Source organism: Paenibacillus sp. NEAU-GSW1 (assembly GCF_009737085.1).
In the GTDB taxonomy this organism is placed as follows: domain Bacteria; phylum Bacillota; class Bacilli; order Paenibacillales; family Paenibacillaceae; genus Pristimantibacillus.
Map to the genome: position 1 here is coordinate 139358 of NZ_WOVL01000005.1, position 20564 is coordinate 159921.

The 20564-nt window shown below is 53.8% G+C and carries 15 protein-coding genes; 13 read left to right on the forward strand and 2 right to left on the reverse strand.

Features of this window, described 5'->3' with window-relative positions:
- The first annotated feature begins 42 nt into the window (after positions 1–42).
- The 5 genes from GOM71_RS05010 (at position 43) to GOM71_RS05030 (ending at position 5922) form a co-directional block, all read left to right on the forward strand.
- On the forward strand, positions 43–873 hold the full coding sequence (locus GOM71_RS05010) for an amidohydrolase family protein (RefSeq protein WP_173275223.1): 831 nt from the start codon (positions 43–45) through the stop codon (positions 871–873).
- Entirely contained in the window at positions 870–2378 is a 1509-nt protein-coding gene (locus GOM71_RS05015) for a tagaturonate reductase (RefSeq protein ID WP_156278659.1), read from the forward strand. Before GOM71_RS05010 ends, GOM71_RS05015 begins: the two co-directional genes overlap by 4 nt.
- The gene (locus GOM71_RS05020) at positions 2375–3871 is read left to right on the forward strand and encodes a UxaA family hydrolase (protein ID WP_156278660.1); all 1497 of its coding nucleotides are present in this window, start codon (positions 2375–2377) and stop codon (positions 3869–3871) included. The genes GOM71_RS05015 and GOM71_RS05020 overlap by 4 nt, the downstream gene beginning before the upstream one ends.
- A 32-nt stretch (positions 3872–3903) precedes the next feature.
- Positions 3904–4842 carry an aldo/keto reductase gene (locus GOM71_RS05025; RefSeq protein ID WP_156278661.1) on the forward strand — a complete coding sequence of 313 codons (939 nt, stop codon included), beginning with the start codon at positions 3904–3906 and terminating at the stop codon, positions 4840–4842.
- A gap of 66 nt (positions 4843–4908) precedes the next feature.
- Positions 4909–5922 (forward strand): zinc-binding alcohol dehydrogenase family protein, encoded by a 1014-nt coding sequence (locus GOM71_RS05030; protein ID WP_156278662.1) that lies wholly within the window; start codon positions 4909–4911, stop codon positions 5920–5922.
- A gap of 924 nt (positions 5923–6846) precedes the next feature.
- On the opposite strand, the gene GOM71_RS05035 is transcribed toward GOM71_RS05030, so the two are convergent.
- Entirely contained in the window at positions 6847–8079 is a 1233-nt protein-coding gene (locus GOM71_RS05035; RefSeq protein ID WP_156278663.1) for an aminopeptidase, read from the reverse strand.
- A gap of 163 nt (positions 8080–8242) precedes the next feature.
- Between GOM71_RS05035 and GOM71_RS05040 the strand changes: the two genes are divergently transcribed.
- Positions 8243–9367, forward strand: coding sequence for a M24 family metallopeptidase (locus tag GOM71_RS05040; RefSeq protein ID WP_253944707.1), 1125 nt, complete (start codon positions 8243–8245; stop codon positions 9365–9367).
- 81 nt (positions 9368–9448) lie between these two features.
- On the opposite strand, the gene GOM71_RS05045 is transcribed toward GOM71_RS05040, so the two are convergent.
- The gene (locus GOM71_RS05045; protein WP_156278664.1) at positions 9449–10369 is read right to left on the reverse strand and encodes a proline dehydrogenase family protein; all 921 of its coding nucleotides are present in this window, start codon (positions 10367–10369) and stop codon (positions 9449–9451) included.
- Between the two features lie 81 nt (positions 10370–10450).
- On the opposite strand from GOM71_RS05045, the gene pruA reads away from it, so the two are divergent.
- The 7 genes from pruA to GOM71_RS05080 all read left to right on the forward strand — a co-directional run bounded on the left by pruA (position 10451) and on the right by GOM71_RS05080 (position 20562).
- Entirely contained in the window at positions 10451–11998 is a 1548-nt protein-coding gene (gene pruA, locus GOM71_RS05050) for an L-glutamate gamma-semialdehyde dehydrogenase (protein WP_156278665.1), read from the forward strand.
- Positions 11999–12380: 382 nt separating this feature from the next.
- Complete coding sequence (locus tag GOM71_RS05055; RefSeq protein ID WP_367649471.1) at positions 12381–12944, forward strand: glycerol-3-phosphate responsive antiterminator; 564 nt, start codon at positions 12381–12383, stop codon at positions 12942–12944.
- A 53-nt stretch (positions 12945–12997) separates the two neighbouring features.
- Positions 12998–14485 (forward strand): glycerol kinase GlpK, encoded by a 1488-nt coding sequence (gene glpK, locus GOM71_RS05060; protein ID WP_156278666.1) that lies wholly within the window; start codon positions 12998–13000, stop codon positions 14483–14485.
- Between the two features lie 284 nt (positions 14486–14769).
- Positions 14770–16413 carry a glycerol-3-phosphate dehydrogenase/oxidase gene (locus GOM71_RS05065; protein WP_156278735.1) on the forward strand — a complete coding sequence of 548 codons (1644 nt, stop codon included), beginning with the start codon at positions 14770–14772 and terminating at the stop codon, positions 16411–16413.
- Between the two features lie 236 nt (positions 16414–16649).
- Entirely contained in the window at positions 16650–16907 is a 258-nt protein-coding gene (locus GOM71_RS05070; protein ID WP_156278667.1) for a polysaccharide deacetylase family protein, read from the forward strand.
- Positions 16908–17043: 136 nt separating this feature from the next.
- On the forward strand, positions 17044–18804 hold the full coding sequence (locus GOM71_RS05075; RefSeq protein WP_216651710.1) for an eCIS core domain-containing protein: 1761 nt from the start codon (positions 17044–17046) through the stop codon (positions 18802–18804).
- Between the two features lie 138 nt (positions 18805–18942).
- On the forward strand, positions 18943–20562 hold the full coding sequence (locus tag GOM71_RS05080; protein ID WP_156278668.1) for a response regulator: 1620 nt from the start codon (positions 18943–18945) through the stop codon (positions 20560–20562).
- Positions 20563–20564: the final 2 nt, after the last annotated feature.

Consider the following 20564-nt stretch of genomic DNA (forward strand, 5'->3'; position numbering starts at 1 on the left):
AATAGGAGATATAAACGAGATTGTACAGGGGGCAGGTTGAACATGAGGATCGATTCGCATCAGCATTATTGGTCGATTGCGCGCGGGGACTACGGCTGGATTACACCGGAAATTCCGGTGCTGTACCGCGATTATTTGCCGGTCGATTTGGCGCCCAGCTTAGCCAAGCACGGCATCGACAAGACGGTAGCGGTGCAGGCGGCGCCGACGCTTGCGGAGACGGATTATTTGTTGGCGCTAAGCGATAAGGATGATTCGATTGCGGCGGTTGTCGGGTGGCTGGATTTGGATGATCCCGATTATTGGCAGCATTTCGAGCGGATGCGAAAGCATCCGAAGCTGGCCGGCTTCCGCATGATGATTCAGGAGTTGCCGGACCCAAATGCGGTACTCGAGCCGCATTTTGTGAAAGCGCTGCAACGATTTGAAGAGGAAAATATTCCGGTCGATCTGCTCGTCGTTTCGCATCAGCTGGACACCGTCATTAAACTGCTGGAGCTGGTGCCGAACCTGCGGGGCGTTATCGACCACATTGCAAAGCCTCGAATAGCGGAAGGCGTGCTGGACCCATGGCGCGATCAGATGGCGGAAATTGCGAAGCATAAAAGTATTTATTGCAAGCTGTCGGGTATGGTGACTGAAGCGGATCATCAGCATTGGCAGCCGGAAGATTTCAGCCGTTATATCCGGTTCGTGCTGGAGCATTTTGGCCCGGAGAGAGTGATGTTCGGCAGCGATTGGCCAGTATGCCTGCTGGCGGCAAGCTACGATGAAGTGATCGGTGTGTTGGAGGATTCGATCCCGTTTGACTGGAGCGGGGCGGATCGGGATCGCTTGTACGGACTAAACGCAAAGGAATTCTACAAGCTATGACTAATAAGCTGAATGCACGGACATTGTCGGGTGTTGATAAAGAACAATATGAGGCGACGCAAGCGAGTCCGGTAACGGTGCTGCAAATCGGCGAAGGCAATTTTCTTCGCGGCTTTATCGATTGGATGCTGCAGCAAGCCCGCAACCAAGGACGGTTTGACGGCAGTGTCGCGGTGACGCAGCCTCGTCCGTCAGGAAAGCCAAAGATCGATAAGCTCGCCGGCCAGGACGGTCTTTATACGCTCGTTATTAGAGGGCTGGAAAACGGAGAGCGCGTGGAGCGCAAAGAGGTTGTTTCAGTATTCAAGCAAGCTTTAGATCCGTATACGGAATGGGAAAAGCTGATTGCGCTTGCGGAAAGTCCGGAGCTGCAGTTCGTCGTTTCGAATACGACCGAAGCAGGGCTTGCTTATCGGGAGGAAGCGCTCGTTGAAGGACAGCCGGTTCAGTCCTATCCCGGCAAGCTTACCTACTTGCTGTATCGGCGCTATCAGGCGTTTAGCGGCGACCCGCGGCGCGGCTTGATTTGCCTGCCTTGCGAGCTGCTCGAGCGCAACGGCGACGAGCTGAAGGCATGCATATTGCGCTACAGCGACGATTGGGGCTTGCCTGCGGCGTTCAAGGATTGGATTGCCGGAAGCAACCGGTTTTTAAATTCGCTCGTTGACCGCATTGTCACCGGATACCCGGATGCCGAGCAGGCGGCGCAATGGTTTGCGGAATGGGGCTATGAGGATGAGATGCTGAGCACGGCAGAGCCTTACCATTTTTGGGCGATTGAAGGCGAGCCTGAGCTGGATGAACGGCTGCCGCTGCGCCAATCCGGCTTGAACGTTCATTGGGTTAACGATTTGAAACCGTTCCAGCTGCGCAAAGTGCGCATTCTGAACGGAGCGCATACGCTGATGACTCCGCTTGCGTTAGTGCACGGTCTGGAGCAGGTGCGCGAGGTGATGGAGCATCCAGCCTTCGGGCCGTATATCCGCGAAACGGTCGAGCAGGAGATTATCCCGTTGCTGCCGCTGCCGGAGCAGGAGCTTAATGAATATGCCGGCACCGTATACGAGCGGTTCCTAAATCCGTTCATCCGCCACCGGCTTAGCGATATCGCGATGAACAGCGTCAGCAAGTTTAAAGTTAGGCTGCTGCCTTCCTTGCTGCATTATATCGATAACGGCAAGCCGCTTCCGAGCCGTCTTATTCGAGGCTTCGCCGGTCTGCTTCGTTACTATAAAGTAGCGCCGGACGGCAATGGCGGTTACGCGGGCGTTAATCTCTCGGGAACTTCATATACGGTTCGCGACGATGCCGCTGCGCTTGCGGCGCTTTCGAAAGCATGGAGCGAAGCGGAGCGGGACAGCGGCGGCGCGGAGACCATTTATGAAGCGGCGGCTGTGCGGCTGCTCGGACTGAGCGGCGTGTGGGGCCGGGATTTGTCTGTTGAGGCTGGACTGGTGAAAGCCGTAGCGGCATTTTTGACAGAAATGGAGAGGAAGCGTGCATGAACAGCTGGGTCAAATTGAACGGACAGGATGATGTCGTTATTGCGCTTTCGCCAATGGTCAAGGGCGATCGGATTACGCTGGACGGCGGCGCGGAGATCGAGCTGCGCGAGGATGTGCCGAAAGGGCATAAAATCGCGGCGCGCCGTGTGCAGGAAGGCGAGCATGTGCTGAAATTCGGCTACTCGATCGGCGTCGCAAAAACGGATATCGAGCTGGGCTCCTGGATTCATACGCATAATTTGCGGACGGGCTTGAAAGGGTTCGTCGATTACGAATATAAACCGGCTGCCGCTTCGGCTGCCGCGCCTTCCAGCGAGCAGGGACGCAATTTCCAAGGCTATGTGAGAAGCAACGGCGAAGTCGGCATCCGCAACGAGATTTGGATTATCAATACGGTCGGCTGCATTAACAAAACCTGCGATATCGCGGCAAAAAGAGCGGACGCGATGTTCGGCGACCGCGTCGACGGCATCTACCATTTTGCCCATCCGTTTGGCTGCTCGCAGCTCGGCGACGATTTGACTTATACGCAAAAGCTTCTCGCTTCGCTTGTTAATCATCCGAATGCGGCAGGCATTCTCGTCATGGGGCTGGGCTGCGAGAACAACCAGATCGACTCGTTCAAAGAAGCGATTGGCGAGTATGATCCTAAACGCGTTAAATTTATGAAGTCGCAAGAGGTTGAGGACGAATTGGAAACAGCGCTTGAGCTGCTGGAAGAGCTCGTTGAATATGCCGAGACCTTTGAGCGCCAGCCGGTTCCGATTTCCAAGCTTAAGCTCGGGCTTAAATGCGGCGGCTCGGACGGATTGTCCGGCATTACGGCAAACCCGCTGGTCGGCAAGGTCTCGGACCGGCTTATCGCGGCAGGCGGAACGGCGATTTTGACCGAGGTGCCGGAAATGTTCGGAGCGGAAACCATTCTGATGAACCGCGCGGAGAATGAGCAGGTATTCGGTAAAATCGTTCATCTGATTAACGATTTCAAGCAATATTTTATACGCCATGATCAGGAAATTTACGAAAATCCTTCGCCGGGCAACAAGGACGGCGGCATCAGCACGCTGGAGGAAAAGTCGCTCGGCTGTACGCAAAAGGGAGGCCATGCGGTCGTGACGGACGTCGTGCCTTACGGGGAGCGGGTTACGCATACGGGTCTCAACCTGCTTGAGGCGCCGGGCAATGATCTCGTTTCGGTAACGGCATTGTCGGCAGGCGGCGCGCATATTGTCCTCTTTACAACAGGCAGAGGAACGCCTTTCGGCGGTCCGGTTCCGACTGTCAAAATCGCGACGAACAGCGAGCTTGCCGGACGTAAAAAGAACTGGATCGACTATAATGCAGGGCAGCTGCTTGAGGGCAAACGGATGGAGGAGCTGACCGACGAGCTGTGGGAGCGGATCATCCGAATCGCATCAGGCGAGGACCGCGCGCGCAATGAGCGGAACGGCTTTAAGGAAATTGCAATATTTAAAGATGGCGTTATTTTGTAGAATGGTTTTGTCGAAGCGAAAGGGTGGGCTTAATGAAATATCGGAAACTTGGCAATACGGGGCTTGATGTGTCCGTCCTTAGCTTTGGCGCGTCGTCGCTGGGCTCGGTGTTCAGAGAAACGGATGACGCGGAAGCGATTCGCACCGTTCATGCCGCAATCGACACGGGCATTAACTATATCGATGTATCGCCGTATTACGGCCTGACGAAAGCGGAAACCGTTCTGGGGCGGGCGATAGCTGAAATTCCGCGCGACAAGTTTTTGCTGTCGACGAAGGCGGGCCGTTATGGGGTGGATGTGTTTGATTTCTCGGAAAAGCGCATATTGGCGAGCGTGGAAGAGAGTCTGCAGCGGCTGCAGACCGATTATATCGACATGATGTTTTTGCATGACCTGGAATTCGTTACGCCGGAGCATGCGCAGGAAGCGCTGCCGGCGCTCCGCAAGCTGAAGGAGCAAGGGAAAATTCGTTATTTCGGCATCTCGGGACTGCCGATTGCGTTGTTTGAGCATTGGCTGCCGGGCTCGGATATCGAAGTCATTCTCTCCTACTGCCACTATTCACTGAACGATACCGCCTTATTGCAGCTGCTTCCGCTGGTCGAAACGCAAGGCATCGGACTGGTTAACGCTTCGCCGCTGTCGATGGGACTGCTCGGTACGCGTGGAACGCCGGCGTGGCATCCGGCCGGCTCGACGCTGAAAACGGCTGCGCATGAGGCTGCCGAGTTTTGCGCGAAGCAGGGCGTCGATATCGCCAAGCTGGCGATGCAGTATTCGACGGCGAACGAACGTATTCCGACGACGCTCGTGAGCACGGCGAATCCGGATAACATCCGCCGCAATGCAGCGTGGACGGAGGAACCGATGGACGAGGCGCTGCTCTCGGAAGTGCTGGCGATTTTGGCGCCGGTCCACAATGAGACTTGGCCGAGCGGCGTTGCTGAATACAACAAGGCGAGGGTTTAGTACAGGTGGTCATTTCAGCAATTATGCCGCTATGTGGCAAAGTAAAGTTGTGGAAGGAGATTCATTATGAAAGCAATCGTATGTGAAAATATCGATCAGCTGAGGCTGGTCGAGACGGCAGAGCCGACGCTTGCGGAGGGGGAAGCGATCATCCGCATCCGGCGGATCGGCATTTGCGGCACAGATATGCACGCGTATAAGGGCAATCAGCCCTTTTTCACTTATCCCCGCGTGCTTGGACATGAGCTGGCGGCGGTTGTCGAGGCGGTTGGCGACAACCATTTGAGCCTTCGGCCTGGCGACCAGGTTACGGTTATTCCGTATATGCATTGCGGCGAATGTATTGCCTGCCGCCATGGCAAGACGAACTGCTGCACCGATATGAAAGTGCTAGGCGTTCATATTGACGGCGGCATGCGCGAGCTTATTTCCGTCCCTGTGACGCATCTCATCCGGACGGATGGCTTAACGCTCGATCAGACGGCTGTGCTTGAGCCGCTGAGCATTGGCGCTCATGCCGTGCGCCGCTCGGAGTTGCGCGCCGGCGAGACGGCGCTCGTCATTGGCGCCGGTCCGATCGGCCTTGGCGTGATGGCATTCGCCAAGCACAAAGGCGCGAATGTTATTGCGATGGATATTAACGATGAGCGCCTTGCTTTTTGCCGGGATTGGGCGAAGGTCGACCATACCGTTAATGCGCTGGAACAGGCGAAAGAGAAGATCGCGGAGCTGACGGGCGGCGAATTCCCGACTGTCGTCTACGATGCGACCGGCAACGCCCGCTCGATGATGAATGCGTTCGAGCTTGTTGGGCACGGCGGACGGCTTGTTTATGTCGGTCTTGTGAAGGCGGATCTTTCGTTTAACGATCCGGAGTTCCATAAGCGCGAAATGACGCTCATGGGCAGCCGGAACGCGACGATGGAAGATTTCGAGGGCGTCATTGAAGCGGTAAGAAGCGGCAGCATCGATGTGGACAGCTTTATTACGCATCGCGCACCTTTTGGGGAAATGATCGGCCGTTTCGAAGAGTGGCTGAAGCCGGAGTCGAAGGTGATTAAGGCAATCGTGGATTTGTAATGTTTGATGGGCGCACTGCGTAATCGAATGAGGTTGATGTTTGATAGGCGCACTGCGTAATCGAATGAGATTGATGTTTGATAGGCGCACTGCGTAATCGAATGAGATTGATGTTTGATAGGCGCACTGCGTAATCGAATGTTCTTCCGATCGCTGTTGTATCCGGATTCCTTGAATTGCTCGAAAAGGTTGGAATCCGGATACAAAGGCGAACGCTCCGCTTCTCCAGAATCATTCGCTTACTTCGTTTCGCCGCAAACATAGTGTTGAAGGAAAAGAGTGTGAAGGCTTGCGGCGGATTAGCGAAGCCGGTTCGCTGAATAGCGAAATGAAATGCGCTAATTATGGGGCGAAACGGTTAGTATGAGGCGTTAGCGAAGGTGGTTTCGTTGCTGAGGAATGGAGGTTCGCTAATAGCGAAAGCAGCTTCGTAAATGGTAGAAGAGCGGCCGTAAACTGCCAGATTAGCGAAAGTAGCTTCGTAATATAGCGAGTCTGCTTCGCTAATGACGGGGGAGTCGGTTGCGTACGGTGTGGATCAACCGGGGCTGTTTCGCTAATGTAGAGAAGTCGGAACGGAATGTTCGAGTGAGTAGTGACCATCTTTACAAACAGGGCTGCCTACGTCTTTGAAGACGGTGGCAGCCCTGTTTTTTGAGAGGATGAACCGGAACGGAACGGCCGAATGATTCCGAAGAAGCGATAGCGTTCGCTTTTGTGAGCGGCCTCCTACCACTGCCAAATTAATTATAGGAGTCTGCGCACAATGGCGATCGTAGGAACATTCGGACGTGCAGTGTCATGGTGGTCGAAGATTCGAACATTCGGACGTGCAGTGTCATGGTGGTCGAAGCTTCGAACATTCCGGACGTGCAGTGTCATGGTGTCGAAGTATCGAGCATTCAGCCATATAGCGGAGGTGCTTTAGAACGCCCAGTTGCCGTTCAGCAGCACCGGCTCGCGTTCGCCGGATGCCGTGATGCCGTAAATGTCGAGCTCGCCGGAGCCGACCATGAAATCGGTATGCGCCATGCTGCGGTTAAGCCCCTTAGCCGCAAGCTCCTCTTTCGACAGCTTCGCGCCGTCCTTCACACAAGAGGCGTACGCGTTGCCGACCGCGAGATGGCAAGATGCATTTTCGTCGAACAGCGTTTTGTAGAACAGAATGTTCGAATCCGAGATCGGCGAATGATGCGGCACGAGCGCAACCTCGCCGAGATATTTTGCTCCCTCATCCGTATCAAGCAGCCCTTTCAGCGCCTCCTCGCCTTGCTCGGCGGATACGCTGACTACGCGGCCGTTCTCGAACGTGAAGGAGAACCGGTCGATAATGTTGCCGTTGTAGCTGAGCGGCTTCGTGCTGGAGACAGTACCGTTTACGCCGTCGCGGAACGGAGCGGTGTATACCTCTTCAGTCGGCAGGTTCGGCACGAACAGGACGCCTTGCTCGTTGCTCTTGCTTCCGCCAAGCCATACATGGCCTTCCGGCAGCTCGATCGTCAGATCTGTGCCTGGAGCGGTATAGTGAAGCGCACTGTAACTTTTCTCATTTAAGTACGCGGCCTTCTCTTTAAGTACGCGAATATGCGCTTCCCAAGCAGCGAGAGGGTCAGGCTGATCTGCGCGCACCATTTTGAAAATAGCGTCCCACAGCCGGTCGATCTGCTCTTCTTCCGGTACATCCGGAAATACTTTGGCTGCCCAAGCGGCGGACGGGGCGGTTGCCAGCGACCAGCTGAACTTGAACGCCTGCGCATACTCGCGATATTTCTCGTTCGCCTTGCGCAGCGTCAGATCGGCCTTGTTGACGCGATCAATCGGCACGCCGCGAAGCAAATCGGGATCGGCGGTGCTGATCGTAATGGAAGCGGCGCCTTGCTCGACCATTTCCAGCCGTTCGCCGGCCAGCCACTTCGGCGCTTCCAGCAGCGAAGCCTCCGGCGCTAAATCGTATTTAATGCGCGACACCGCGTCGTCCTGCCATTGCACTTTCACTTGATAGGCGCCTGCTTCGTAAGCTTTCTTTACGACCAGGCGGGCAAGCTCCGGCGCTTCTACGGATGCGCTCAGCATGACCGACTGCCCTTGCTGCACATTGGCGCCGACGCGGACGATCAGCTCGGCATAGTTGTTTAGTTTTTGCTCGAAGGTTAACATAGGAATTCATCCTTTCTCATCAAGTCCGAATGACTGCTACGACCATTATACCTTTCTTGACTGGCGAATATAATAGCAGCCGGCATGTCGGTTAGATAAAGGAATGACAAGCTAGGGTATGCTACAATAGTGGCAAAAGCATTGGAACGGAGCGGATGAACATTTGAGCGGACAACTTACGATCTGGCAGGCTAGAAAACAGCGCTTGCTTGACTATATGAAGCAAAACGGAATCGATTTGGCGATGATTACTTCGCCGACGAATGTGTATTATTTTACCGGCTTTCATTGCAACCCGCATGAACGGTTTCTGTCGTTCACATTGAACGCGGTGACCGGGGAAGAGAAGCTGTACATGCCGCTTCTCGACCTTCAGGAGGCGGAGAAGCATGCCGCTCCGGGCACAACGGTTCCGATCTCGGATACGGAGAACGCCTACGAGGTTCTGCGCAAAACAACAGGCGAAACTTCACACATCCGACTAATCGGCATTGAAAAAGATGCGGTCTCGGTCGCTAAAGCGGAGCGTCTTACGGCTGCTTTTCCGGGAGGCAGCTTCGCTGATTTGGAAAGCTTTATATTGTCGCTGCGCATAAACAAAAGCGAAGAGGAGATCGAGAAGGTTAGCGCCGCCGTCCGTATGGTGGAGGCGGTTGTGGCGCACACAGCGGGGATAGCTAAGATTGGCGCGACGGAAATCGAGCTGGCAGCCGAGCTGGAATATCAAATGCGCAAGCTTGGCGCAGACCGTCCGGCATTCGAGTCGATCGTACTGACAGGCGCGAGATCGGCGCTGCCGCACGGCGTACCGGGGCCGTACGCGCTGGAAGCCGGTCATTTTCTGCTGATCGATATCGGCGTTCAGGCAAGCGGCTATTGCTCCGATATTACGCGCACCTTCGTTATCGGAGAGCCGTCAAAGGAGCAGCGCGCCATTTACGAAGCGGTGCTTGCCGCAAATAAGGCCGGTATTGCCGCGGCGAAAGCCGGCATTCCGCTGTCGTACGTCGACCGCGCTGCGCGCGAGGCGATCGAGCAGCGCGGCTTCGGGCCGCTGTTCACGCATCGCGTCGGGCACGGGTTCGGCATGGAGGTGCATGAGCAGCCGTCCGTGTCCGGGCAAAACGACACGCTGATCGAGCCGGGGCTGCTCTTTACGGTCGAGCCGGGTGTTTATGACCCTGTTGTCGGCGGCGTTCGCATCGAGGATGACGTGTACATTCAAGCGGACGGAACGGCTCGCGTACTGACGAGCTATCCGAAGGAATTAACCATAATCGGACAATAACCGCAATAAAATAGGCCATGAACGGAACTGCCGCCGCCGCTTGTTATGGGGCACGCCTTCCGATTCATGGCCTATTTTCGCTTAATGGAACATATTTTTTAGAACGAGCATCAAATTGGAAGGCTTCTCTGCCAGTCTGCGCGTGTAGTACGGATACCACATGCTGCCGTATGGCATGTAGCAGCGAATCCGGTAGCCGTCTTGCGCCAGGGCAGCCTGTTCATTCATGCGAAGGCCGTACAGCATTTGAAACTCATAGGCGGTTTTTGGCAGCCGCTTGCGGCGGGCATATTCTTTTACCCACTGAATGATCGTGTCGTCATGCGTAGCAATCGCGGTATAAATGCCTTTGTCCAGATGGTAGCGAATGAGCCGTTTGTAATTTTCGATGATGTCGCGTTTGCGCTGGTAGGCAATCAAGGCCGATTCCTTGTAAGCGCCTTTTACAAGCCGCAGGCTGACGCCGGTTTTGGCGAGCGTCTGGACGTCGATCAGCGAGCGGAAGAGGTAAGCTTGAATGACGGTGCCAACATTGCGGAGCCCTTCGCCGTGAAGCCGATTTACAAGCTTGATCGTACGGTCCGTAAAGGGCGAATCCTCCATATCCAGCGTGACGAAAATATTGGATTCATTCGCCTGCTTCACGACTGCGCGAATGTTGCTGCAGCAAGCTTCCTCATCGAGGGCCAGCCCCATTTGGGTTGGCTTGAGGGAGACGCCGGAGTCGAGCCGCCGATTGGCAATTCCTCGCACTAAATGCAAATATTCGTCTCTGTAGCCAGACGCTTCATCCAAATGCTTAATGCCTTCTCCCAGATGGTCTAATGTGACTTTTATACCTTGATTGTTCAACATCTCGATTCGGTCTAATGCGTCCTCCAGCCGGTCGCCGGCTATAAATCTGCTTGCTAATCGTTTGCCGTATTTCATCGACAATGATTTGACCGGCTTGCTGCCGGAAAGCGTCAGCATCACTTTGCGATATAGCTCTGTTCCGTCCATTCGCCGCTCCCCCCATCCAGCTCAGTGTTCCCTTGAAAAACCGTGTTACTTCTATGTTATTCCGAAGGAGGCTGTTCCATTATGCGAATTACGTTTCAGAACGAGCCGTTTACTCCGTTTCAAGATCCGGCAAACCACAGCGCCTATGAGAATGCGCTTCAAAATGTCCGATCCAAACTGGGCGCGCACTATCCGATCATAATCGGGGGAGCGCGCATCGAATCCGCCAATAAAGCGGCATCCGTCAATCCGGCGCGAAAAAGCGAAGCCGTCGGAATCGTCTCGCAGGCCGACAAAGCGCTGGCGGAAAAGGCGATAAAAGCGGCGGCGGCCGCTTTCGAAAGCTGGCGCGACGTCGATCCGAACGAGCGGGCGCGTTATTTGTACCGGGCGGCGGCGATGCTGCGGCGGCGCAAGCATGAGTTTTCCGCGTGGATGACCATAGAGGCAGGAAAGACGAGAGCGGAGGCCGACGCCGATACGGCGGAGGCAATTGATTTCATGGAATTTTATGCGCGGGAGCTGCAGCGCATTTGCCAGCCTCAGCCGCTGACACCGGTCGCTGACGAAGAAAATGAGCTGTATTATATTCCGCTGGGCGTCGGCGTTATTATACCGCCGTGGAATTTTCCGCTGGCCATTACGGCAGGGATGACGACAGCCGCCATTGCTGCGGGCAATACCGTCGTTTTGAAGCCGGCGAGCCCGACTCCGGTCATCGCTTACAAGCTGGTGGAGCTGCTGGAGGATGCGGGGCTGCCGCCGGGCGTCGTCAACTATTTGCCGGGACCGGGCGGAACGATCGGCGACTACTTGGTCGATCATCCGTTAACCCGATTCGTAAGTTTTACCGGCTCGCGTGACGTAGGGCTCCGCATTAACGAGCGCGCGGCGGTTGCCCGTCCGGGGCAAAAATGGATCAAGCGCGTCGTAGCCGAAATGGGCGGCAAAGATGCGATCATTGTCGACCGCGACGCCGATCTGGAGCTGGCGGCCGATTCGATTACAGCCGCCGCCTTCGGCTTCTCTGGGCAAAAATGCTCGGCATGCTCGCGGGCGATTGTGCATGAAGCGGTCTATGATGCTGTGCTGCAGAAAGTCATCGAGCGCACGAAGCGGCTATCGCTTGACGACCCGGCCAAAGCTACAGCCTCGCTCGGACCGGTCATTGACGATAAAGCGTATGCCAAAATTCTCGAGTATATCGAGATCGGCAAAACGGAAGGCCGACTCGTCTGCGGCGGCGGCAAGGGCAGCGAGGACGGATACTATATCGAGCCGACAATTTTTGCCGATGTGGAAAGCGATGCGCGAATCTCACAGGAGGAAATTTTTGGCCCCGTCGTCGCCTTTACGAAAGCTGCATCGTTCGCGGAGGCGCTCGCTTTCGCCAACGCGACGGATTACGGCTTGACGGGCGCGGTTATATCGAACGACCGATCGCATCTGGAGCTTGCACGGCGGGAGTTTTTTGCCGGGAACCTGTATTTAAACCGCAAATGCACCGGCGCTTTGGTCGGCGCGCATCCGTTCGGCGGCTTCAACATGTCCGGCACCGACTCGAAGGCGGGAAGCCGCGATTACTTGCAGCTTTTTATGCAGGCAAAGCTTGTGTCGGAGCGGTATTAGGCCATATTAAGGCGGCACCTTCTATGATCGATTTTCAAATGTTGGATAAAATATAAAGAGAGTGCGCCATGGCGATTGGCTTCTCGTAAGCAGCAGTTGTAAGCTCAAAACTGGCCTAACAGTCGCAAAAGTAACTTCGGATCGTAGGCGTAAGGCCAGAACTGGCCTAACAGAATGCAGCATTACGACTGTGTTCTCGAAAGCAGCAGTTGTAAGCTCAAAACTGGCCTAACAGTCGCGAAAAGTAACTTCGGATCGTAGCCGTAAGGCCAGAACTGGTCCTATGGATAAAATATAAAGGTTGTCATCATCCGATAATTCAAATAAAATACGAACCAATTGCAAGAGGCAATAGCTAACAGAAGCAGGGAGCTGGTCGCAGGTGGCGTTTTTTGGACAGCCGATTGTGCCTTCCATTCGCGGTTGGAAGGATTTCGAGGAGCTGGTTGCCTCGTCCTATACGTATCTTGTGCTGCTCGACAGCCAGTTGGGCCAGTTGAAGAGCATTGTGGACGAAGCGTCGAGACACAGAAAGAAGATTTTGGTGCATGCGGACCTGATCGAAGGGTTAAAAAACGACGAGTATGCGGCCGATTTTTTATGCCAGCACATTGCGCCGGCAGGTATTATTTCAACGCGTACCGGCGTTATTCAAAAGACGAAGCAGCATAAGCTAATCGCCATTCAGCGGCTGTTTCTGCTCGATACAAATGCGCTGGAGAAAAGCTATACGCTCATTGAGCGGACGAAGCCGGATTACATCGAAGTCATGCCAGGCGTCATGCCGCACATGATTAAAGAGGTTATGGAAAAAACAGGTACGCCGGTGTTTGCCGGCGGCCTGATTCGGACGGGCGAGGATGTTGAGGCCGCGCTGTCCGCAGGAGCGACGGCTGTAACAACGTCGCGGCGCGAGCTTTGGAAACGTTATGCTCCCGCGAAATAAGCGGCTAGGCGAAAGATGGACTGTCGATTGACGGCATGGGAGGAGAAATCGAGATGGAGACGTATATTTTAGCGCTGGATCAAGGAACGACGAGCACGCGGGCGATATTGTTCAACAAGGCCGGGGAGCCTTGCGGCGTTGCTCAGCAGCCGGTAACCTGCCTGTTTCCGCATCCGGGCTGGGTAGAGCTTGACGCGGAGCAGCTTTGGGAAACGTCGGTTCAAGTAATTCGAGACGTTATGGTGAAGCAAGGCATAACGGCGGGCCAAATTGCCGGCATCGGCATTACGAATCAACGCGAAACGGCAATTGTGTGGAACCGGGGGACGGGCAAGCCGATTCACAATGCTGTTGTTTGGCAATCCCGCCAATCGTCGGGCATTTGCGAGACGCTGAAGGCGGAAGGGCATGAACAGCAGATTCGCGAGAAAACGGGATTGCTGGTTGATCCTTATTTTTCCGGCACTAAGGTGAGGTGGCTTTTGGATGAGGTGGACGGAGCGAGAGCGCAGGCGGAGGCCGGCAAGCTGCTGTTCGGTACGGTCGACAGCTGGCTAATCTGGAAGTTGACTGGCGGAGCCGTGCATGCAACGGATTATTCCAACGCCTCGCGTACGCTGCTTTATAATATTTACGAGCTTAGCTGGGACATGGAGCTGCTGGAGCTGCTCAACATTCCGGTGTCGATGCTGCCTGAAGTACGGTCGTCCTCGGAAATTTACGGCCTTACAACCGCAGAGCTGTTCGGCGGGGAGATTGCCATTGCCGGAGCAGCGGGCGATCAGCAGTCGGCTTTGTTTGGACATGCCTGCTTTGACAAAGGCGAAGCGAAAAATACGTATGGAACAGGCTGCTTTATGCTTATGAATACAGGCTCCGAGCCGATTAAATCGGAGCATGGCTTGCTCACGACAATCGCTTGGGGCGTCGACGGAAAAGTCGATTATGCGCTCGAAGGCAGCGTGTTTGTCGCGGGCTCGGCGATTCAATGGCTTCGCGAAGGGCTTGGCATGATCGAGACTTCGGAGGAGAGCGAGCGGCTCGCCGCTTCGGTCGAATCAAGCGATGGCGTCTACATCGTCCCGGCGTTTGTCGGACTCGGCACGCCGTACTGGGACAGCGACGTTCGCGGCGCGGCTTTCGGCATGACGCGCGGAACGAAACGCGAGCATTTCGTTCGCGCGACGCTCGAGGCGATCGCTTACCAGGTCAAGGATGTGCTGGAGGTTATGGAGCAGTCGTCGGCGATGCGGCTGAAGGCGCTCTGCGTCGACGGCGGCGCAATCCGCAACAATTTGCTTATGCAAATTCAAAGCGATTTGCTGCAGGTGCCGGTTGAGCGTCCGGCGGTCAGCGAAGCGACTGCGCTTGGCGCCGCTTACTTAGCCGGACTTGCGGTCGGCTATTGGGGCAGCAGAGAGGAAATTTCAAGCCAGCGCTGCTGCGAGCGCATATTCGAGCCGTCCATCGAACCGCCGAAAAGCGCGGAAATGCATGCCGGATGGAAAAAAGCGGTTAACGCCGCGATGGCGTTCCGGTAAAATTTAGGCTGGCTTTTTGCAAGCCTGGTGTGCTACTATGGGGCTACAAGTTCATATTCGGTCGGAGAATTGGAGAAGCCGTAAATAACCTGTCGTTTTTGCGTGAAGCATAAACGGTAGGTGTTTGCGGCTTCTCTTTTTTTCTGAATATTAGATCGTATAAGCATCGTCAACATAGAGGAGATTAGGTGAGAGATATGAATCAAACTGCAAACAGATTGGATCGAATGAATCAGAACAGCGCGTTGTTTAATGCGCTTCATCGGGCGGAACGGCTAGAGCAAATGCTTGCTGCGGAGCAGCCCTTCGATGTGCTTGTCATCGGCGGCGGCATTACCGGCGCGGGGATCGCGCTTGATGCGCAGACGCGCGGGTTGCGCACGGCTCTTATCGACATGCAGGACTTTGCAGCCGGAACTTCGAGCCGTTCGACCAAGCTTGTGCACGGCGGGTTGCGCTATTTGAAGCAGCTGGAGATCGGGGTTGTTGCCGAGGTCGGCAAGGAGCGGGCGATCGTCTACGAGAACGGGCCGCATGTGACGACGCCGGAGTGGATGCTGCTGCCGATCTACACGGGCGGAACTTTCGGGCGGTTCAGCACGTCGCTTGGCCTTCGGGTATATGACTTTTTGGCTGGAGTAAAGCGGAAAGAGCGCCGCAAAATGCTGAGCAAAGACGCCACGGTCGTCAAGGAGCCGCTGCTTAAGCGGGACGGCATGAAGGGCGGCGGCTACTATGTCGAGTACCGCACCGACGATGCCCGGCTCACGATTGAAGTGATGAAAAAAGCGGTCGAGCTTGGCGCATCGGCTGTGTCTTATGTGCGAGCGGACGGATTTATATACGACGGACAGGGTAAGGCTGCAGGCGTTAAAATGACCGATCTGATCTCTGGCGTCACAGGTGAAATCCGCGCCCGCAAAATCATTAATGCGGCAGGGCCTTGGGTCGACACGCTGCGAGAAAAGGACGGCTCCAAAAAGGGCAAAACGCTGCATTTAACCAAAGGCGTCCATCTGGTGTTCGACCGGAAGCGGTTCCCGCTTACCCAAGCGATTTATTTCGATACGCCGGACGGCCGGATGGTATTCGCCATCCCGCGCGAAGGGAAGACGTACATCGGCACGACGGATACGAACTATCAATCGGACATCGCTTCTCCGCGAATGACGGAAAGCGATTTGACATATATTTTGGCAGCGGCGAACTTCATGTTCCCTACGCTGAAGTTAAAGCCGGCCGATGTGGAATCCAGCTGGGCAGGGCTTCGCCCGCTTATTCATCAAGAGGGGAAGGATCCTTCGGAAATATCCCGCAAGGATGAAATTTTCATCTCGGAATCGGGCTTGATCTCAATGGCGGGCGGCAAGCTGACCGGTTACCGGAAGATGGCCGAGACGGTCGTTGACAAGACGGCGGCTCAGCTTGCTGCGGAAGGATATACCCATATCGGACCTAGTGGAACGAAGACAATGCCGATTTCAGGCGGAAACATTGGCGGATCGGAACGTTTTCCCGGCTATGTCACCCGAATGACGGAGGCCGGCGTGAGAGCGGGGCTGGAGGAGACGGAAGCGCGGCGGCTGGCAAGCAGATTCGGCTCTAATATGACAACTGTGCTGAGCTTGATGGACGATGCGAAAAAGGAATCGGCAGCGCGCGGCATTCCTCTCGGCGTTATGGCTGAACTTTTGTATGCGATTCGTTATGAGATGACGGTCAAACCGATCGATTTCTGGATTCGCCGCACGGGCAGCCTGTTGTTTGACCGGGCTCGCGTCGTGAAATGGAAAGGATCGGTTCACGCCTATATGGCGGATGCGTTCCGCTGGAGCAGCGTGCAAAGCGCGCAATATCGCGAGGAGCTGGAGAAGGAGCTGGAGTTCGCGGTGACGGCGGTTAAGCAAGATGAATCAGATAACACCTAGTTGAGGCAAAGTAGCAGCATTAATAAATAGGCTCCAACAGCAAGAGAGGCAGCGAAGCCGTAAAGGCTTTGTTGTCTCTTTTTCGTTTTCCAAATTTTGATGCAATGATAAAATAAACGTTATCGGAGAGCCCAAAGTTCGATAATAGGAGGAGATAGTGTGGGACAGTTAAGCAACAAGGCGGGGGTAATGCTGCAGCTAACGGAGCTCGCTTATCAGGAAGCGACCGGGCTCGCGTGTCCGACTTTTTTGCGTTTTCCGTATTGTTCTTTTCGCGAGGAAAATTTGGGGGCTGGCTGGCCGAACGCGATTATTTGGACATTGAGGGCGTCGAGTCAGGGGATTGGGCCGGTATTTCTGCGGAAATGATTGTTTCAAAGGTTACGCCTTCCTTGGAAAATGGCACGATTGTCGTTATGCATAGCAATGATATTGCCGTCGGTTCGCCGGATGCGCTTCGGACGCTCATCCGCTTGGCGAAGCTAGTACAATAGTCTAAATACAAAAGTTTCCATGTGAGGATTGCGTACTGGACTAACAAACTTTTACGATTTATCTTGCATCTGTGTGAGCTCAGGAACGTTTTGCTCATGTAATAAGGTTGTCAGATGAAAGGATGTGTTAAAGAAAGTGGCTAACTTTCAAACTGAAAATAATAGGAGTGCAGGAAATCGAGTTGAGCAGAAAAGCGGATTGGTTTCTTCCCCAACTGTCGCACCTTCTGTACAACATTCGTCAATTGGAGATATTGTTCAGCTGCAGAGATCAATTGGCAACAAAGCAGTTGGCCAACTGTTGCAGTCCTCAGATCCTGCTGCCCAATCAAAGTCAGTTCAACCTGTTCAGAAGAAAGAGAACAAGACAGGCCTGCCAGATTCATTAAAGTCAGGTCTAGAGCAACAGTCCGGTATCGATTTATCGGATGTTAAGGTTCATTATAATTCGAAGGAGCCTTCGAAAGTTCAAGCATTGGCGTTCGCACAAGGAAACGACATTCATATCGGGCCTGGACAAGAGCGCCATCTTCCGCATGAAGGATGGCATGTTGTGCAGCAAAAGCAAGGAAGGGTTCAACCCAAATTGCAGATGAAGAACGGCATGTTGTTGAATAATAATGATGGCTTGGAAAGAGAAGCGGACAGCATGGGGCAAGCAGCATTAAGAATGGGAGAAACGATGCAAAGGCATCCATTGGATGCACAGCAAGCAGCTTCTGCCCCGAATTCCCCTCAGGCTCGTTCCACGGCACAAATGGTCGTTCAGAGGAAAGTAATTATAAAATTTAATGAACCAGAGCATGAAATGGAAGAATTCGATACTTTAACGGCTACAATTGATTCAGTAAGTGCCGAAAGAGACAAACCAACGGTTGCAACTGAAGATCAATCGGTTGACGCAAGCCAGAGATCGCATGTAACGTCCAATGTCGTATTTACAAGTCTATTCGAACGTAATTTGGTCGGTAAAAATTGGGTCGAAGCATGGGAATTCCTTAAAGAACAATATCAGTTCCTCTATGATTTGCTAACCCGTTGGTATGCTGAAGAAAATCTTAAAAAAGGCTCCAATGCTCATATAAGAAAGCAACTTCCACTTTTAATTGCAGGAGGAATTCAAAACTGTACGAAAGAGTTGACGCGAGGCAGCGGTAATCTTCCGATAGGCGACAGCCTCTGGGCGGCTAGACCAAAAGCAGGAACGTCTGCTGATTGGGAGTATTATGATCATCAGCCCAATATGGATTCGGATAAATTCGACAATACGACTCACTTCATCAAGCAATGGAAGCCGACATTACGAGATTCCGAAGTTATAAAGCTCGCTGAAGCTTGTGAAACCTGGATTACGCTTCGAGGGCAGATTCCATGGACTTCGGTTGATGAAGATTCCTACATTAAGGGTGATGCGGTCGGTCCTAGGCAGGTAGACAGTAAATCAGAGGAATACGCTGAGGATCTGGATTTGTCTGATGGTCAAGCAAAAAAGATCAGCAAAGGCATTATGAAGACGTTCGATTTCTTTCCTAAAAGTTTTACGCAGAAAAGAACGATGGAGCATGCCGCTGCTGTTGCTGCGCGTCATTTGGTTGAACATTTCCAATATCATAAAAACTCAATAAGTCCAAATTGGCGTGATGCAATAAAAAATCAGTTTCTTGTAGCCTGGAAAGAAAAGATAGAGCATGAGATCGAAACGGAAAAAGAGAAGACAGAAAACATAAAATTAGAAAGTAATCATACCAATAAGGACAACGCTAAGAGGAAAAGATCGAATTCCTATAATGACTATGGGAGGCCGACGGCTGCATTGGAAGCGTTACAAACAAATTGGACTGCAGTGAAAGTAGCTTTTAATAAAAAATATGAGGCATTTAAGACGGCAATTAAATAACAAAATTAGTCGAATTGTGAAGAATGAGCCGCTCTTTCGCGAGCGGCTCAATCATTTTCCAATTGCCGAGAAGTTATCGAATGCTATAATTAAAGCGCATACATTACCATTCCGGATGTTTAAGACGGGGGAACGAACATGTACAAATTAGTGCTGGTTGATGATGAGGCAGTTGTGCGCGAGGGCATTCGCGAAAAAATAAAGTGGGAAGCGCTCGGCTTCGAATGCGCAGCCGATTGCGAGAATGGCGTTGCTGCGCTGGAGGCGATTGACCGGCTGCAGCCGGATGTCGTCCTGACGGATATTAATATGCCTTTCATGGACGGGCTGGAGCTGACAAAGGCGGTGAAGTCGAAATATCCGGACATGAAAATGATTATCCTGACCGGATATGACGATTTTGACTACGCGCAGCGTGCGGTGAAGCTGCAAGTGAACGATTTTATTTTGAAGCCGATTACGGCAGCCGAGCTGACCGCTGTGCTGGAGAAATTGAAAGAAGAGCTCGACGGACAGCAGAAAGAAAAGGAAGATCTTGAGCGGCTTCGCCGTCAGCTGCGGGAAAGCATGCCCGCTCTCAAGGAACGGTTTCTCGACCGGATTGCGATGATGCCGATCGGCGAACGCGAGCTTGCGGAGCGGCTTGTTTTTTTCGGATTGGAGCTGGCGGGGCCGTTCTTTATTGCGCTCGCGATCGATCTCGATCTTCCGGAACGAAGCGGCTTGACCGCTGCCGACCGCGAGCTGCTGCGATTTGCCGTATATAACGTTGCTCAGGAGCTGCTTCATGAGGAAAAAGGAGCTGCCGTATTTCGCAGCAGCAGAGAAGAGAAGGTGCTGGCGATATTGTCCGGCAACGGAACGGAAAGTCTGAATGACCGGTCGCAAGAGCTTGCCGACGCCATCCGGACGTCAGCAGAGCAGTTTTTGAAGCGGACTGTGTCGGTCGGCATCGGAACGTCCTCAGGCGATTTGCGCTGTATACATGAATCGTGCCACTCCGCAATCTCGGCGCTCGAATATAGGTTGTTGCTTGGCGGCAATCAGGTCATCAGCATATCGGATATGGAGATCCGCAGCGGCCGAGGGGCGGATTATTCGCAGGAGTTCGACCGCAAGCTGATTGCCGGCATTAAGACCGGCACGCCGGACGAGGTCGATATAGCGGTGGAAGCGGCGATCAGTCAGCACCGGACGGCGATGCTGACGATCGAGCAAAGCTATATTCGGCTGCAGCGTACGATTATCGCCGTTATACAGGCGCTGGAGGAGCTTGGCTGCGAGGAGGCCGAAGTATTCGGCAAAGGGGTCAATCCGGTGACGGCCATCTATTCATTCCGTACGCTTGAGGAAATAAGCGAATGGCTGAAAACGGCGTGCCGGCGCGCCGTCGACAGCGTCGCCGAGGCGCGCGACGGCCAGTGGCGGAAGCAGTTGAAGGATGCGCTGGCGATCATTCACGAGCGCTACGGCGACGCGGACCTTTCGGTTAAGGCGGTCAGCAAGCAGGCGCTGATGAGCGTCAGTTATTTCAGCGCGGCGTTCAAGGCGCATACCGGCAAAACGTTCGTCGAATATTTAACGGCGCTGCGGATGGACAAAGCGAAGGAGCTTCTCAAGTTCACCGCTTTAAAAACATATGAAATAGCAGCCAGATCCGGCTATCCCGACGCGCAATATTTTAGCGTCCTCTTCAAGAAGCATACGGGCGATTCGCCGACCGAATACCGCCAGAAGACTGCAGCAGAACGGGCGTGATG

What these genes read in the sequence shown, in the direction of transcription:
- GOM71_RS05010 (WP_173275223.1), top strand. Translation starts at nt 43, where the DNA reads ATGAGGATCGATTCGCATCAGCATTATTGGTCGATTGCGCGCGGGGAC.
- GOM71_RS05015 (WP_156278659.1), top strand. Translation starts at nt 870, where the DNA reads ATGACTAATAAGCTGAATGCACGGACATTGTCGGGTGTTGATAAAGAA.
- GOM71_RS05020 (WP_156278660.1), top strand. Translation starts at nt 2,375, where the DNA reads ATGAACAGCTGGGTCAAATTGAACGGACAGGATGATGTCGTTATTGCG.
- GOM71_RS05025 (WP_156278661.1), top strand. Translation starts at nt 3,904, where the DNA reads ATGAAATATCGGAAACTTGGCAATACGGGGCTTGATGTGTCCGTCCTT.
- GOM71_RS05030 (WP_156278662.1), top strand. Translation starts at nt 4,909, where the DNA reads ATGAAAGCAATCGTATGTGAAAATATCGATCAGCTGAGGCTGGTCGAG.
- GOM71_RS05035 (WP_156278663.1), bottom strand. Translation starts at nt 8,079, where the DNA reads ATGTTAACCTTCGAGCAAAAACTAAACAACTATGCCGAGCTGATCGTC.
- GOM71_RS05045 (WP_156278664.1), bottom strand. Translation starts at nt 10,369, where the DNA reads ATGGACGGAACAGAGCTATATCGCAAAGTGATGCTGACGCTTTCCGGC.
- pruA (WP_156278665.1), top strand. Translation starts at nt 10,451, where the DNA reads ATGCGAATTACGTTTCAGAACGAGCCGTTTACTCCGTTTCAAGATCCG.
- glpK (WP_156278666.1), top strand. Translation starts at nt 12,998, where the DNA reads ATGGAGACGTATATTTTAGCGCTGGATCAAGGAACGACGAGCACGCGG.
- GOM71_RS05065 (WP_156278735.1), top strand. Translation starts at nt 14,770, where the DNA reads ATGCTTGCTGCGGAGCAGCCCTTCGATGTGCTTGTCATCGGCGGCGGC.
- GOM71_RS05080 (WP_156278668.1), top strand. Translation starts at nt 18,943, where the DNA reads ATGTACAAATTAGTGCTGGTTGATGATGAGGCAGTTGTGCGCGAGGGC.